General features: G+C 72.1%; 16 protein-coding genes. 14 read left to right on the top strand and 2 right to left on the bottom strand.

Annotated features, from left to right (window positions below; translation table 11 throughout):
* Window positions 1-172: 172 nt before the first annotated feature.
* Entirely contained in the window at window positions 173-1,135 is a 963-nt protein-coding gene (locus HUS23_04335) for a DUF523 and DUF1722 domain-containing protein (GenBank protein QKT03088.1), read from the bottom strand.
* Entirely contained in the window at window positions 1,136-2,236 is a 1,101-nt protein-coding gene (locus tag HUS23_04330; protein ID QKT03087.1) for a ferrochelatase, read from the bottom strand.
* Window positions 2,237-2,274: 38 nt separating this feature from the next.
* Between HUS23_04330 and HUS23_04325 the strand changes: the two genes are divergently transcribed.
* From HUS23_04325 to HUS23_04260, 14 genes are all read left to right on the top strand, one after another.
* Window positions 2,275-3,258, top strand: coding sequence for a 2-hydroxyacid dehydrogenase (locus HUS23_04325; GenBank protein ID QKT03086.1), 984 nt, complete (start codon window positions 2,275-2,277; stop codon window positions 3,256-3,258).
* A 40-nt stretch (window positions 3,259-3,298) separates the two neighbouring features.
* Window positions 3,299-3,622: a multidrug efflux SMR transporter gene (locus HUS23_04320; GenBank protein QKT03085.1), complete on the top strand. Its 324-nt coding sequence runs from the start codon at window positions 3,299-3,301 to the stop codon at window positions 3,620-3,622.
* A gap of 2 nt (window positions 3,623-3,624) precedes the next feature.
* Window positions 3,625-3,867, top strand: a complete 243-nt coding sequence (locus HUS23_04315) for a hypothetical protein (GenBank protein QKT03084.1) — start codon at window positions 3,625-3,627, stop codon at window positions 3,865-3,867.
* Window positions 3,868-3,953: 86 nt separating this feature from the next.
* The gene (locus tag HUS23_04310) at window positions 3,954-4,283 is read left to right on the top strand and encodes a hypothetical protein (protein QKT03083.1); all 330 of its coding nucleotides are present in this window, start codon (window positions 3,954-3,956) and stop codon (window positions 4,281-4,283) included.
* Between the two features lie 110 nt (window positions 4,284-4,393).
* Window positions 4,394-5,614 (top strand): zinc-regulated TonB-dependent outer membrane receptor, encoded by a 1,221-nt coding sequence (locus HUS23_04305; GenBank protein ID QKT04966.1) that lies wholly within the window; start codon window positions 4,394-4,396, stop codon window positions 5,612-5,614.
* A 326-nt stretch (window positions 5,615-5,940) separates the two neighbouring features.
* A complete protein-coding gene (locus HUS23_04300; protein QKT04965.1) occupies window positions 5,941-6,822 on the top strand; it encodes a zinc ABC transporter substrate-binding protein in 882 nt (293 codons plus the stop codon).
* Complete coding sequence (locus tag HUS23_04295; GenBank protein QKT03082.1) at window positions 6,819-7,382, top strand: ATP-binding cassette domain-containing protein; 564 nt, start codon at window positions 6,819-6,821, stop codon at window positions 7,380-7,382. The genes HUS23_04300 and HUS23_04295 overlap by 4 nt, the downstream gene beginning before the upstream one ends.
* Window positions 7,379-8,158, top strand: coding sequence for a metal ABC transporter permease (locus HUS23_04290; protein ID QKT04964.1), 780 nt, complete (start codon window positions 7,379-7,381; stop codon window positions 8,156-8,158). Before HUS23_04295 ends, HUS23_04290 begins: the two co-directional genes overlap by 4 nt.
* A gap of 79 nt (window positions 8,159-8,237) precedes the next feature.
* Complete coding sequence (locus HUS23_04285; GenBank protein QKT03081.1) at window positions 8,238-9,209, top strand: AAA family ATPase; 972 nt, start codon at window positions 8,238-8,240, stop codon at window positions 9,207-9,209.
* Between the two features lie 5 nt (window positions 9,210-9,214).
* Window positions 9,215-10,210 (top strand): DUF58 domain-containing protein, encoded by a 996-nt coding sequence (locus HUS23_04280; GenBank protein QKT03080.1) that lies wholly within the window; start codon window positions 9,215-9,217, stop codon window positions 10,208-10,210.
* A complete protein-coding gene (locus HUS23_04275) occupies window positions 10,194-10,583 on the top strand; it encodes a hypothetical protein (protein QKT03079.1) in 390 nt (129 codons plus the stop codon). The genes HUS23_04280 and HUS23_04275 overlap by 17 nt, the downstream gene beginning before the upstream one ends.
* On the top strand, window positions 10,580-11,557 hold the full coding sequence (locus tag HUS23_04270) for a VWA domain-containing protein (protein QKT03078.1): 978 nt from the start codon (window positions 10,580-10,582) through the stop codon (window positions 11,555-11,557). The genes HUS23_04275 and HUS23_04270 overlap by 4 nt, the downstream gene beginning before the upstream one ends.
* A complete protein-coding gene (locus HUS23_04265) occupies window positions 11,554-13,344 on the top strand; it encodes a VWA domain-containing protein (GenBank protein QKT03077.1) in 1,791 nt (596 codons plus the stop codon). The genes HUS23_04270 and HUS23_04265 overlap by 4 nt, the downstream gene beginning before the upstream one ends.
* The gene (locus HUS23_04260) at window positions 13,338-14,873 is read left to right on the top strand and encodes a BatD family protein (GenBank protein ID QKT03076.1); all 1,536 of its coding nucleotides are present in this window, start codon (window positions 13,338-13,340) and stop codon (window positions 14,871-14,873) included. The genes HUS23_04265 and HUS23_04260 overlap by 7 nt, the downstream gene beginning before the upstream one ends.
* Window positions 14,874-14,927 lie beyond the last annotated feature (54 nt).

Here is a 14,927-nt window from a genome sequence, read left to right as displayed (position 1 = left end):
CGGGAAGAAAAAAGGGGGCCGGTTCGCCGGCCCTTTTTTTTGTCTCGAGGCAGAGTTGCACGTGCTCATCCGTAGGCGCGTTTAATGCAGCGCCATGTCCCGGCTGCCGCGCAGCCGACAGGATGCTGAATTGCGGTCCGGGCCCAAAGCGCCACGGCTTAGCGGCCAGGACTCAGATCCCGCGTAGCAGACGCTCGGCGCGGGTGGGCGGATAGAGGTAGGCCTGCGTCCCGATGTAGGGGTCGGGGTGGCGCCGGAAGTGGTGGCGCAACAGGGCCAGCGGCGCCGCGCGCGGTACCTCGCCGCGCCGGTAGGCGTCGATCAGCTCGGCCAGCTCCGCGCGGTCCTCGGCGTCGAGGTCCCGCTTGAGGTAGCCGGCCAAGTGTTGCAGCACGTTGGCGTGGCGCTTGATGGTGGCCGGCTTCTGCAGCGTGGGCATGAGAAGCTGGATGTAGGCCTGGGCCAGGGCCGCCAGATCGCCGCCGTGGCCGCGCGGGCCGGCCGCCACCAGGCGCCCGAGCTGGGCAGGCGCACGCGGGTCGTGCGCCATCAGGCTGAGCTTGTGGTGCGCGTGGAACCGCACCAGAGCGGCCGCGCTGAGCCCCTCGGCCATGAGTTCGCACCAGCGGGCGTAGGTGAACACGCGCTCGAGGAAGTTGTCACGCAAGTCGGGATCGCCGAGCCGACCCTCCTCCTCGACTGGCAGCAGGGGCTGGGCGTGCATGAAGGTGCGGGCATACAGCCCACGCCCCGTGCGGCCCGGACCGCCGCCCTCGGGGTAGACCTTCACGCGGAACACCCCGCAGCTCGGCGACTTGCTCTTGAAGATGTAGCCCGCCAGGTCGGGCAGGCGGGCCGCGGTCTCCGCGCCGTAGGCGGTGAGCGGACCGCTCACATCGAGGTTCGGATCGCGCACGCCGACGGCACGCGGCGCGTCGGGATCGCCCACCAGGCGTATGGGGGGACGTGGTACACCGAGGCCGATCGCGACCTCGGGGCATACGCCCACGAAGTCGAAAAACTGCCCCAGGGTACCGGTCAGGTAGGCGTCGTGCTTGTGATTGGCATCGAAGCGCACCGCCTCGCCCAGCAGGCAGCTGCTGATGCCGAGCCGCAGGCGCGGTGATTCGCGCACCTAGCGCTCGGCACCCAGCGCCAGCGCCCGCGCGCGTGCCGCCTCTCGGGCGGGGCGCTGCGCCTCGGCGGGTGGGGCCGCCCATCCTTGGGCGTGGTGCTGTACCAGGTCAGCCAGCGCCGCGATATGCGCCGCGCTGTCGTTCAGCGCGGGGATGTAGTGGTAGCTCTGCCCGCCGGCGTGCAGAAACACCTCCCGATTCTGCTCCTCGATCTCCTCCAGGGTCTCCAGGCAGTCGGCCGAAAAGCCCGGACAGACCACGTCGACGCGCCCGACCCCGCGCTCGGCCAGCGCCTTCAGCGTGTGGTCGGTGTAGGGCTTGAGCCATTCCTCGCGGCCGAAGCGCGACTGGAAGGTCAGCGTCCATGCCTGTGGGTCCAGGGCGAGCGCCTCGGCCAGCAGGCGGCCGGTCTTGTGGCACTCGCAGTGGTAGGGGTCGCCTGCCAGCAGGTAGCGCCGCGGGATGCCGTGGAACGACATCAGCAAGTGGTCCGGGCGCCCGTGCTGTGCCCAGTAGGCGCGCACGCTGTCGGCCAGCGCCGCGATGTAGCCCGGGTCGTCGTGATAGTGGTTGATGAAGCGCAGCTCCGGCAGCCAGCGCCAGCCGCGCAGCACCTCGCTCACCGCATCGAACACCGAGGCGGTGGTGGTGGCCGAATACTGTGGGTACAGCGGGAACACCAGCACCCGGCGGGCGCCGGCCGCGCGCAGCGCCTCCAGTCCGGCGCGCACGCTCGGGTTGCCGTAGCGCATGGCGAGCGCGACCCGCGTCCCGCCCGGCAGGCGCCGCTCCAGTTCCAGTTGCAGTGCCTCGCTCTGGCGCTGCGAGATGGCCAGCAGCGGCGAGCCCTCCGGTGTCCAGACGCTTTGGTAGGCCTTGGCCGCGCGTGGCGGGCGGATGCGCAGAATCACCCCATGCAGCGCCAACCACCACAGCCAGCGGGGGGCCTCCACTACGCGCGGATCGCTCAAGAACTCGCGCAGATACCGGCGCAAGGCGGTGGGCGTGGGGGCGTCCGGCGTACCCAGGTTGACCAGCAGCACGCCGAGCGTGCTGGGGCTGTCGTGCGCGTACTGCGCTTCTCCCTGGTAGCGAGGCATGGGTTATCCTGTGGCCGGATTCAAGGCTGGAGGCTCGTATGGTAACAGAAGGGACATCCGGGCCCGCCGAGCGCGGCGTGTTCCTGGACCTCGGCAGCGTGGATGCCGGCGACCTCGATCTCGCCGCGCTGCGCGCCGCGCTGCCGCAGTGGGATCTGCACGCGGCCACCGCGCCCGACGCGCTGGCCGCGCGTTTGGCCGCGGCCGAGGTGGTGGTGACCAATAAGACGGTACTCGACGGCGCGGCCTTGGCGGCGGCACCGCGCCTGCGCCTGGTGTGCGTGGCGGCGACCGGCACCAACAACGTGGACCTCGACGCCGCGCGTGCGCGCGGCATCGCGGTCAGCAACGTGCGCGCCTATGCCACGCCCTCGGTGGTCCAGCATGTGTTTGCCCTGATGTTCGCCCTCGCCACGCGGCTGATCGACTACCGCGCGGCGGTGCGCGCCGGGGCCTGGGCGCGCGCGGCGCACTTCGCGCTGTTGGACTACCCGGTGCAGGAACTGGCCGGGCGGACGCTCGGCATCGTCGGTTACGGCGAGCTCGGCCGCGCGGTGGCGCACGCGGCCGAGGCCTTCGGCATGCGGGTGCGGGTGGCGCAGTCGCTCGAGGGGGCCGCCCAGGCGGGGCGGGTGCCGCTGGACGAACTGCTCGCCGACGTCGACGTACTCAGCCTGCACTGCCCGCTCACGCCGCGCACGCGCGGCCTGATCGGCGCGGCGCAACTCGCGCGCATGCGCCCGCACGCGCTGCTCATCAACACCGCGCGCGGCGGCATCGTGGACGAGGCGGCACTGGCCGATGCGCTGCGCGCGGGACGGCTGGGCGGTGCGGGGGTGGACACCCTCAGCAGTGAGCCGCCGCGCGCGGGCAATCCGCTGCTCGCGGCCGACATCCCTAACCTGATCGTGACCCCGCATACCGCGTGGGCCAGTCGCGCCTCGCGTCAGCGCCTGCTGGACGACGTCGCCCGCAACATCGTCGCGTGGCGGCGCGGCCAAGCGCGCAACCGCGTAGCCTGACGCCGCTGCCGCGGCCGCCCACACCCATTCGAGGAACCCCATGAGCTGGCTGTTTCTGTTCGTGTCCATCGTGCTGGAGGTCACCGGCACCACGTTTCTGAAGCTCTCCTACGGGCTCACCAAGCTGTTGCCCTCGGTGCTGATGTTCGTGTTTTACGCCTTGAGCTTCGTCGCCCTTGCGCTGGCGCTCAAGCGCATCGACCTCAGTATCGCCTACGCCATCTGGGCCGGACTGGGCACGGCGCTGATCGCCAGCATCGGCATCATCGCCTTCCAGGAGCCGCTCACGCCGTTGAAAGCGGCCTCTATCGCGATGATCATTGCAGGAGTGGTGGGGCTGAATCTCTCCGGAGGAGGGCATTGAGTATGGACGACGCGCGCATCGAGGCGCTGCTGCGCGAGAGTCCCGTGCTTGCGGGGCTTACGACCCAGAATGGCTGGGTGGACGCCGACACGCTGCGCTTCGAGGTCCTGGCGCGCGAGGGGGACGGCGCGCTGGTGGCGGTGTACTTCGACGAGTTGGTCATGGAGGGGGCGGGCTGCCTGGCCGCCCGCGTGCCATGCTACGGGCGGGTGCGCCTGGCCGGTCAGACCGTCGAGCTCGTCTGACCCGGTTCATGCGAGGCCTCGCGTCTGCTTGTTGACCCGAATTGTTATGTTATAACATCAAGCTTCTTGTCCAACGGAAACCCGTGATGCGCCCACGCCGCCCCATTGCCGGAACACGTCTCACGCGCTGGGCGCGTGTGCCGCGCGCGTGGCTGTGGCTGGCCTTGGCGACGCTGCTTGCGGGGCAGAGCGCCGCCCTCATAGGTCACGACCTCGAGCACGCGCATGCCGTCGACGCCGAATGCGTGGCCTACCACGTGGTGGTTCAGCCCCCGCTGGCCGCCGCGCCGCCGCGCCTGGATGTCGGCGCGCGCGCGGTGCATCTTCTTCCCACCCGGCGCAGCGCGGATTCGGCCGCCCCCCGCCTGTTGCTGCGCCCGCCGTTACGGGCTCCACCCACCAACTCGCTCGCCTGATCGATTGAATCGGCGCCGCGCCTCCGCGCGGCGCGCTCGACTGGTTTTCTCAGGAGTTTCGCGTGATGGTGCGTATTTCCTCCCTGGCGGGCGGCGCGTTGGCGGCCGCCCTGTACACCGTTTCTTCCACTGCTGCCGAGCAGCAGCCGGCGCTGCCCGCGCTCGGCAGCGCGGACCGCATCACCAGCGGTACCGATTTCAACCCGGCCATTTCCGTGATCCTCGACGGCGTCTACTACTACGACAACCGCGGCGGTGATGGCGTGGAGGGCATGGCCGGTTTCGACGCGCACGACGATGGCGACGAGCACGCCCATGGCGAGTTCGGGCGCGGTTTCAATCTGCGCGAGACGGAACTCACGCTCAGCGGCAGCGTGGATGCCTACTTCGATGCCCTCGCCACCTTCGCCTTGACCTCCAGTAGCGCCGAGGTCGAAGAGGCCTACCTGCGCACCCGCCGCCTCCCGGCCGGCTTGCAGCTCAAAGCCGGCCGCTTCTTGAGCGGCATCGGCTACATCAACGAGCAGCACCCGCACAGCTGGCAGTTCGTGGACCGCCCGCTGCCCTACGAGATGCTGTTCGGGGATCACGGCCTGCAGGAGAATGGCGTGCAGCTCACGTGGCTGCCGCAGACGCCGATGTACACGCGCCTGGGGGTGGAACTGCTGCAGGGCCAGGGGGAGGGTCTGCGCGGCGAGGCAGGTGAAAATGATAGCGGACCAAGTCTCGTGACAGCGTTCGCCAAGATCGCACCGGATCTCGGTTTTGATCATGCACTGCAAGTCGGTGTGTTCGGTGGCTATCAGGACATCGACGCGCACACGGAGCACACGTCCGGCCGCATGGAGGACTGGGATGGCCGCGCTTGGTTTGCGGGCACGGACTGGGTCTACAAGTACGACGCCGGCCGCCCGCACGGCCGGGGCGACTGGTTGGTGCAGGCGGAATATATGCTGCGCGAGCGGCGCTACGACTACCTCAACGTGGCCAACGGCGGCGCCGTATTGAACGACGAGCGGCGCAGCGATCGCCAGGACGGCCTCTACGCGCAAGCGGTCTACGGCTTCGCGCCGCGCTGGCAGGCCGGCCTGCGCTATGAAGGCCTGGGCTTCACCAACCGCATCGGCGGCGTATCGGAGGAGGCCAGCCATCGCGCCACCGCCATGGTGACCTTCCTGCCCACCGAGTTCTCACGCCTGCGCCTGCAGTTCGCCCGCGCCCGCCTGGCGGACGACGACCACGGCGTCGGCGGCCACGCGACCACCTACGCCAACCAGGTGTACCTGCAGTACCAGGTGAGCCTGGGGGCGCACGGCGCGCATAGGTTCTAGTTTGAAACGCGGATGAATCCATCCTGGATTCCCCGCTTGGCGGAAGGCGGAAAGCGCGGTTTCCGCCTTCCTGACGCGTAGCGGCGGCACATCCGTGTGCCGCGGGCGCCTCGGCGGGGCCGAGTCGCCCTGAAACGCGGATGAATCCATCCTGGATTCCCCGCTTGGCGGAAGGCGGAAAGCGCGGTTTCCGCCTTCCTGACGCGTAGCGGCGGCACATCCGTGTGCCGCGGGCGCCGCGGCGGGGCCGAACAGTGTGGTTATCGCCTCCCTCGGCGGCACAGCCTTGTGCCGCCGAGGGAGGCACCGGAAGGAGAGCACGAATGGTGTCGCGATGGATGATAGGGCTCGCGGCCTTGGCCGCGAGCGGGCTCGCCCAGGCCCTGGAGGTGGTGGCCACCACGCCGCACATGGGCATGCTGGCGCGCGTGGTGGGCGGGGAGGCGGTGAATGTCACCGTGCTGGCCCCGCCCGATCGGGACGTGCATTACCTGCAGGCGCGGCCCAGCATGATGCGCGCGCTGCGCTCGGCCGACCTGGTGATCGCGGTCGGCGCCGACCTGGAGGTGGGCTGGCTGCCGGCCGCGCTGGAGGGGGCCGCCAATCCCGGCGTCCTGCCGGGGCGGCCCGGCTATTTCGAGGCCGCCGCGCAGGTCGAGCTGCTGCAGGAGGACGTGCCGGCCGATCGGGCGCACGGCGATGTGCACCCGGCCGGTAATCCGCACCTGTACCTGGACCCGGTGCGCATGGCCGAGGTGGCCGAGGCCCTCGCCGGTCGCTTGGCGCGCCTCGGCGGCGGCGAGGCGGCGGCGTTCACAGAACGCGCGCACGCCTTCACAACCGAGGTCGAGCAGCGCCTGCCGGCGTGGCAGGAAAAGGTGGCGGGCGCGTCGGGCGCCATTCTGTTCCACAAGGACGCGGACTACCTGCTCCGGCGCCTGGATGTGCCCGCGCTGGGCTACGTGGAGCCGCTGCCCGGTATTCCGCCCACCGCGGCGCATCTACGCGAGCTGGTGCGCCAGCACCAGGGCGAACAGGGCGTGGTGATCCGCAGCAACCACCAGCCGGCGCGCGGCCCCGAATTCGTCGCGCGCCAGCTCGACTGGCCGCTGCACGCGCTGCCGCACGAGCCGCCGCTGGATGCCGACATGCAGGCCTACTTCGCCCTCATCGAACGCTGGGTCGATGCGCTCGCCGAGGCCCGATGAGCGCATTGCTCGAATGCCGTGACGTCGTGGTCGGTTACCACCGACCCGTGCTCGGGCCGGTGTCGCTTTCCGTGCAGCCCGGCGAGGTGGTCGGGCTGCACGGCCCCAACGGCATCGGCAAATCCACCTTGCTGGGCGCGATCACCGGCACCGCCCGACTCTTTCAGGGCGAGATCCGGCGCGCCCCGGGGCTGACCGTGGCGCACCACCGCCAGCGCCCGGTGCGCCCGGCCGAGTTGCCGCTCACCGGGCGCGAATTGGCGCGGGTGATGCAAACGCCGCTCGACGGTGTGCCGCCGCGCCTGGTGCCGGTCTTGGATCGACGCCTCGACCGCCTGAGCGGCGGCGAGTTTCAACTGCTGCAGGCCTGGTTGGTGCTGCAGGGCCCCGCGCAGCTGGTGCTGCTCGATGAGCCCGGCAACAACCTCGACCCCGCCGCGGCGCAAATCCTGGTCGGCTTGCTCGCCGGTGGACGTGCAGGCGGGCGCAGCGTGCTGGTGGTCAGTCATGAGGCGGACCTGCTGGCACAGAGCTGCGACCGCGTGGTCGAGGTGAGCTGATGGAGTTGGTCCTCGACCCCCTCTTTCTCACGCCCTTCCTGGTCGGGCTGGTGCTCGTGCCGCTGGTCGCGCTGCTCGGCGCGTACCTGCGCCTGCGCGAGGAGTGGCTGGCCAGTCTGAGCTACGCCCAGGTGGCCGCGGCGGGCGGCATGCTGAGCGCGCTGCTGGCGGTGCCGGTACTGGGCGGGGCGGTGGCGGCGGCGGCCGTGGCGGGGGCCGGCAAGACCCTGCTCGCGCGTCCGTCCAACGATTTCTACGCCCTGCTCATTCTGCTCGGCTGGAGCACCATGCTGCTCCTCGCGGTCAATCACCCGATGGGTGAGACGCTGGGCCACGCCCTGGTGGACGGGCAGTTGTACTTCGTCGGCCACGGCCACCTGATCAGCGTGTTGGTGCTGCTCGTGGCGACTGCGGCGCTGATGCCCTGGCTGGGGCCGCGCCTGCTGCGCGCGCGCCTGTTTCCCGATCACGACAGCGCCAACCGTGCGCCGCAGTGGCGCTACAAGCTGACTTTCGAACTGCTGGTGGTCGCGGTGATCGCCACCGCGGTCACTGCGGTCGGCGTGATCGCTGCCTTCGCCTTGGTCTTCCTGCCGGCCTGGGCGGCGTTTCGCCGCGGCGCCAACTGGCGCGCGACGCTTGGGTGGAGCGTGGCCCTCGCCACCGCCGCCTACCTCGTCGCCTTTGCAGGCGCGCTGGTGTTCGATCAGCCGTTCGGCCCGGTGCTGGTGGCCGTGCTGGGGCTGCTGTGCGTGGCGGCGCGCGTGGTCCGCTGAGCGCAGCCGGCGTTCGCCGTGTTGGGGCCTGCCCGCGCGCTGGTATAGTTGGAATAACATCCCGCGACCAGGAATTCCCATGTCGGTCCCCCTCTCGGTCCAGGCGCAGATCGTCGCGCTGCGGCGTCACTTGAATACCGCGGTGGTCGGTCAGCATCGGCTGCTCGACCGCCTGGTGATCAGTCTGCTCACCGGCGGGCACGTGCTGGTGGAGGGTCTGCCGGGGCTGGCCAAGACCACCGCGGTCAAGGCCCTGGCCGAGGGCGTGCATGCGCGCTTTCGGCGCATTCAGTTCACCCCGGACCTGCTGCCCGGCGACCTGACCGGCAGCGAGGTCTACCTCGCCGACCGCCACGAGTTCGTGTTCCGCGAGGGCCCGCTGTTCAACGAGATCGTGCTGGCCGACGAGATCAATCGCGCCCCCGCCAAGGTGCAGTCGGCGCTGCTCGAGGCCATGCAGGAGCACCAGATCACCGTGGCCGGCGTCACGCGGGCGCTGCCGCCGCTGTTCATGGTGATGGCCACCCAGAACCCGCTCGAGCAGGCCGGTACCTATCCGCTGCCCGAGGCCCAGCTCGACCGCTTTCTGCTGCACGTGGTGCTCGACTATCCCACCCCCGACGAGGAGCTGCGCATCCTGCAACTCGACCGCGCCCGGGTGCGCGGCGAGGTGCCCGCGGCCGATCACAGCCCGGTGACGGTCGAGACGGTGCTCGCCGCGCGGGAGGAGGTGAGCGCCATCCACATCGCCCCCGAACTCGAGCAGTTCATCGTGCAGCTGGTGGGCGCTACGCGCAGCGATCGCGGCGGCCCGGAGGGTGAGGGACACATCGCGGTGGGCGCCTCGCCGCGTGCCTCTCTGGCCATCGCCCGGGCGGCCACGGCGCAGGCCTACCTCGAGGGCCGCGACTACGTGGCGCCGGACGACATCCTGGCGGTGGCGCCGGACTGCCTGCGTCACCGCGTGTTGTTGAGCGTGCAGGCGCACGTGGCCGGGGTGGAACGCGACGCCGTACTGCAGCGCCTCATCGAGGCGGTGCCCGTCCCCTGAACGCCATGGCGCGACTGGCCGGGACGTGGGCGAGAACGTGGCACCGCCTGGTGCGGGCCGCCGCGGTGGACCGTTCTGACCGCCCCCTGCTGAGTGCCGACGAGCTCGCCGCGCTGGTGCGCCTGGCCGAGGAGCGCGCCCCCGAAGCCCGCGCCGGTGCATTGGCGGGCGGTGAGCGGCCCACGCATTGGCATGGCCAGGGCCTCGACTTCCAAGAACTGCGCCGCTACGAGCAGGGCGACGACGTGCGCGCCATCGACTGGCGCACCACCGCCCGCACCGGCACGGCGCACGTGCGCGTGTACCGGCAGGAGCGGCGCCGCAGCCTGTACCTGATCGTCGATCTCGGCGCCAGCATGCGCTTCGGCACCCGCGTGCGCCTGAAGGCCGCGCAGGCGGCGCGCCTGGCGGTGTTGCTGGCGCTGCAATGTACCCGGGAGGGCGGCGCGGTGGGGGCGGCGATCCTCGGCGAGAAGGTGCGCCTGTGGCCCGTGCGCACCGGGCGGCGTCACGCCCTTGCCCTGGCCGAACTGCTGGCCGCGCCCTGTCCGCCGCTGCCGATTACCCATGGCGCCGCCGATTTCGATTACCTGCTGGCCGCGCTGGGGCGGCAATTGCCGGCGGGGGCCGAACTGGTGCTGCTCAGCGACTTCCGCTGGCTCGGGGAGCGTGACGCCCGGGCGCTGCACCGCTTCGCCGCCGGCGGCCGTCGGGTGCGGGCCGTGCGCATCACCGACGCAGTGGAGCATCGTCTGCCCGCGGTGGGCCGCGCCCCGTTCTGCGCGCTGAGCAGCGATGTCCCGGTGTGGTTGGACACGACGCAAGCCCCGGTGCGCGCCGCCTTCGAGGCGCAGGCGCAGGCCGCGGACGCGGCCTGTGCGCGGCGCCTTGCCGCGGCCGGTGCCGCCTATTTGTCCGTGACGGCGGACCTGGCCGCCGAGGCGCTGTTGCCGCGCCTGGCCGAATCGGGTGCACCGAGGCGTTATGGATCGGCTGGCTGACATCTTCGGCCCGCCGGCGCCGCCGGGGTCCCTGGGCGGGGAGGCGCCCGGCGGGGTGCCCCTGTGGGCCCTGGTGCTGGCGGCGCTGGCACTGGCGGCCTTGCTGACCTGGATGTGGCGGCAGCGCCTCAAGGTGCACTGGTGGTGGCTGGAGCGGCGCCTGTGCCGCGGCGGGCTGGCGCCGCGCGAGGCCGCGCGCGGCGCCCTGCGTGCCCTGCGCGTGGCTTACGGGCGCGGCGGCCGGCCCCGGCGCGCAACGGCCAGGGCGTGGACCGCCTGCCTGGAGGGCCTCAATGCAGCGTGCTACGGGCGCGACGCGCCGCCGGCCGAGGCCGTGCACCGCTTGCTCGCCCGCGTGCGGCCGTGGCTATGAACGCCCTCACGTTCGCCGCCCCCGGCTGGCTCTGGCTACTGCCGCTGGCCTTGTTGCCCCTGCTGAGCGTGCTGCGCGAGCGTCCCGTGGAGGCCGGTGCCACCTGGCTGCGGCATCCCGATGCCGCCGGTCTCGCCTCCGCGGCCCGGGCGCCCGGCAGCAGGCCGTTGGCGGCGTTGCGGGTTCTCGCCCTCGCGCTGCTGCTGGTGGCGCTGGCGCAACCGCGCACCCCCGGCGCGTTCCTGCCCGAACCGGCCACCGGCCACGATCTGGTGCTGGTGGTGGATACCTCCGGGAGCATGCTGGTGCGCGACTATGAGGTGCAGGGCCGAGGGGTCTCGCGCCTGGAGGTATTGCAAGGGGTGGTGACGCGCTTTGTGCGCGCACGCGAGCACGACCGCTTCGCGCTGATCACCTTCGCCGATGAGGCCGGCACCCTGGTGCCGCTGACCGAGGACCGCGAACTGGTGGTGCGCATGCTGGCGCGGCTGCGCACCGGGGTGGTCGGCGACGACACGGCGATCGGCGACGGGCTGGCCCTGGCCCTGAAGCAGTTCGCCGCGCGCGCGCTGGCTCCAAATCCCTCCGATGCGTCGGCGCGCATCCCGCTTATCCTGTTGTTCTCCGATGGTGAGAACAACGCCGGGCTGGTGCGCCCGGCCGAGGCGCTGGCCTTGGCACGGGCGGCGGGTGTGGCGCTGTACACGGTGGAGATCACCGGCGCGGCGCAACTCGAACCGCCGGAGGACGAGCCGAGCTTGGCCGAACTGGCGGCGGCGAGCGGCGGGCGGTACTTTCACGCCGCCAGCACGCGCGACCTGGAGGCGGTGGTGGCGGCCATTGGCGCACAGGCCGAGGCGCGGCCGAGCGACAGCGGTGAGCGGGTGTGGCGTGGGTGGTATCCGGTGCCGCTGCTCGGCGCCATGCTCGCGCTCACGCTCGCCTCGCTACTCGCGGCGCGGCGTCCCGCATGAGCACGCTGCAGGCCTTGGGTCAGCTCGATTGGCGCGCGCCGCTGTGGTTGTTGTTGGCCTTGCAGCCGTGGACGGTATGGGCGTTGGTGCGCTGGCGTCGCCGGGCGCTGCACCGGTATGCCGAGCCGCATCTACGCCCCTGGGCGTTGCAGCGTCCGGGTGGGGCGGGCGCCGCACGCTTCGCCCTGAACGCGTTGGCCTGGCTGCTGCTGGCCGCGGCGCTGGCCGGCCCGCGCGTGCCGGCGCCGGCCGAGCGGGCCGGCGAGGGACCGCGCAGCGACGTCGCGCTCATGGTGGTGCTCGACGTCTCGCCCTCCATGTACGCCGAAGACGTGGCCCCCCGGCGCCTGCAGCGCGCCCGATTGGAGGTGGAGAACCTGCTCGAGCGCCTGCGCGGCGAGCGCGTGGGCTTGGTCGCGGTGGCGGGCGAGGCGCTGTTGCTCGCCCCGCCCACCGCCGATCACGGCGCGCTGCGTCATTACCTGGCGCGGGCCCCGCAGGTGCTTGCGGATGTGCCCGGAACGAACTTGGCGGCGGCGCTGCGCCTCGCGCGCGAGGCACTCGCCCACGCGGGCGGGGTGGGTGCCGTGGTGCTCATTACCGACGGCGATGCCGATGCGCTGAGCGGCGGGCGCGGCGAGGCGGCGCTGGCCGAGGCGGCGGGCCTCGGCGCCGCCGACGTGCCGCTGTTCGTGCTGGGGGTCGGTACCGCCGACGGGGCGCCGGTACCGACCGCCGAGGGTTACTTGCTTTACGGCGGCGAGACGGTCATCTCGCGCATGGACGAGGCGCGTCTGCGCGCCCTGGCCCAGACCGCCGGCGGGCGCTACGCGACGGCGGGGCGCTTCGGCCAGGACTGGCGCGCCCTGTACGACGGGGGCGCGGCGCGCCTGCCCTCGGCGGCGCAGGCGGCAAGCGGGGCGCACCATTGGCGCGAACTGTTTCCCTGGTTGCTGGTGCCCGCCCTGGTGATGCTGGCCTTGTCGTGGTTGCGCTGGTCCTGGCCGGTGCGTGCCGCGGCGCCCGCCGCGGCACTCGCACTTGCGCTGGCGCTGGCGTTGCAGCCGGCTCCGGTCTGGGCGGACGATGCCGCAGAGCGCCAAGCGCATGCGCTGTATGAGAGCGGCAACTATCCACTCGCGCTGATGCATTACGCCCGCCTCGGCGGCTATGCGGCCCGCATGGGGGAGGGCGCCAGTGCCTACCGCCTGCGTGACTACGAACACGCGGCCGCTGCCTTCGCACGCGCCTGGTTGGAGGCGCCGGACGAGACGCGGCGGGCCGAGGCCCTCTTCAACCTCGGCAATGCCCAGTTTCGCGCCGGCGCCTTCCACAGGGCGGAGGAGGCCTACCGGGATGCGCTGCGCTATCCCTCGCCCCACCGCGAGCGCATCGCCGCTAACCTAGAACTCGCGCGCGCACAGGCGCAGGCGCTGGACCCGGCGGAGGAGGGCGTGGCCGGGCGGCGCTCGCGATTCGCCACCGAGGACGTGGCACGCATGGATCCCGATGAGGATCCCGAGTTTCCCGAGGACGAGGCGCCGCGCGAGGCCGCCACCGCCGAGGACGAGCGTGAGGCACTCGGCGAAGCGGTGGCACGCGGCGAGTTGCTGCCCGAGGCGGACGGCGCGCGGGGTGGTGCCCAGCGTCGCCTGGCGGTGGACCGCGAGTATGCCGCGGCGCTGAAGAAACTCGATCTGGTGGAGGATCGCGATGTACGCCTGTTGCGCAGCTTGCGGGCGCGCGAGGCCCCGCCGCAGGCCGCTGACGGAGGACGGCCGTGGTAGCGCGGGCGCTTTGGCTGGCGGTGTTGGTCATGCTGAGCGGGCCGATGGCCGGCACGGCCGCCGCCGAGCCGCACTTTCTGGTGCAGCCGCACACGACCGAACTCGAGTTGGGCGAACCGCTGCGGGTGCGGCTGCGCGCCGAAGGCAGTGCGCATGACCTCTATCAAATGGACCTCGGCGCCTGGGAGGCGGACTTTCGCGTGGAGTGGCTGGAGAGCGCCCGCTACCGGCGCGAGCGCAATGGCCAGCCCTGGCTGATCCAGCGCGCGCAGTTACGCCTGTATCCGCGGCGCGTCGGACGCCTGTCGCTGCCCGCCCTGCGCATGGGGAGGCTCAGCAGCGAGCCGGTGACGATCACGGTGTCGCCCCCCGACACGGTGGCCCTGAGCATTCGGCGCGGCGCGGACAACGCGCACCCCTATGTGCGCGAGCCGGTGCTGGTGTGGCTGGATGTCGAAGCCCCGCATGGCGACTTCCAAACCCGCGTGAGCGCGCTGACGGTCCCGGAGGCACACGTGGCGGCGCTCGGCAGTGAGCGCTTGCGCGGCGCCGACGGCCGTTACCGCGAACGCCATCAATGGCTGGTGACGCCGCTGGAGGCGGGCGAGTTGTCCCTGGCATTGCCGTGGGTCGAGGCGCGCAGCTTTCGCCGTTACGGCGCCGCGCTGCAACTGCCCACCGAGCCGCTGCGCCTGGCGGTGCGGCCGGCGCCGAGCTACTTGCCGGTGCAGGTGCCGCTGGCGCCGGTGACGGTTCACCAACGGGTATCCGAGGGCCCGTGGTGGCGGGGCGAACCTTATCTGTGGTCGCTGGAGTTGCGGGGGCGCGACCTCAGCCAGGATCATGTGCAGCGCCTGCTCGCCGCCGCGCTCGGCACGAGCGCGGACATCCGCTACTTCTCGCCGCGCATCGATGCGCGCACGCCGCTGGGGGGGCGGGTGGACGAGACCGTGCTGCACGTGGAGGTGCCGTTCGTGGCGCCGCGGGCGGGGGCGCTGTCCCTGCCGGGGTTGCGCATGCCGTACTTCGATCCCGCCACAGGGCGCCTGACGGCGGCCGAGTTGCCCCCGCTGGCGCTCACCGTGGGCGACCCGCGCCGGCAGGCGGCGTCGCGGGTGGTGCTGGGCGTGGGGCTGGTGCTCGTGCTGGCGCTGTTGGCGGCGGGACTCGCCCGGTGGATGGCTGGCCGGCGGGTGCGCCGGCGCCTGCTGCGTGCCGTGGCGGTGGCGCCCAGTGCCGGGGCGCTGCGCGCCGCGCTGCTGGCGGCCGCGCCGGCACCGACCCTGCGGGCGTGGTTGGCGGCGCAACGGGCGGGGCCCGCGTTGCAGGCCGCCGTGCTGCGGGTGGAGCGGGCCTGTTACGGGGCCGATGAGCCGGGGCCGGCGGCGGGCGGGGCCGTGGGCGCGGCCTTGGCCGAAGCCCTGCGCCGTCACCGGCTGCGCCGGCCGTGGCCGACAGGCTTGGCGCGCTTATTCAGGCGCGTTGCCATCGTGCCGGGCTTCCCGCGAAGCCGGGGTGCGTGGCCATGAGCCATGGTTGCCAGCCATAGGCTCGGCGCGGGAAGCCTGCAGGATTCGATCCGA

Source organism: Ectothiorhodospiraceae bacterium 2226 (assembly GCA_013348725.1).
Taxonomy (GTDB): Bacteria; Pseudomonadota; Gammaproteobacteria.
This window is presented reverse-complemented; position numbering and strand designations above follow the sequence as displayed.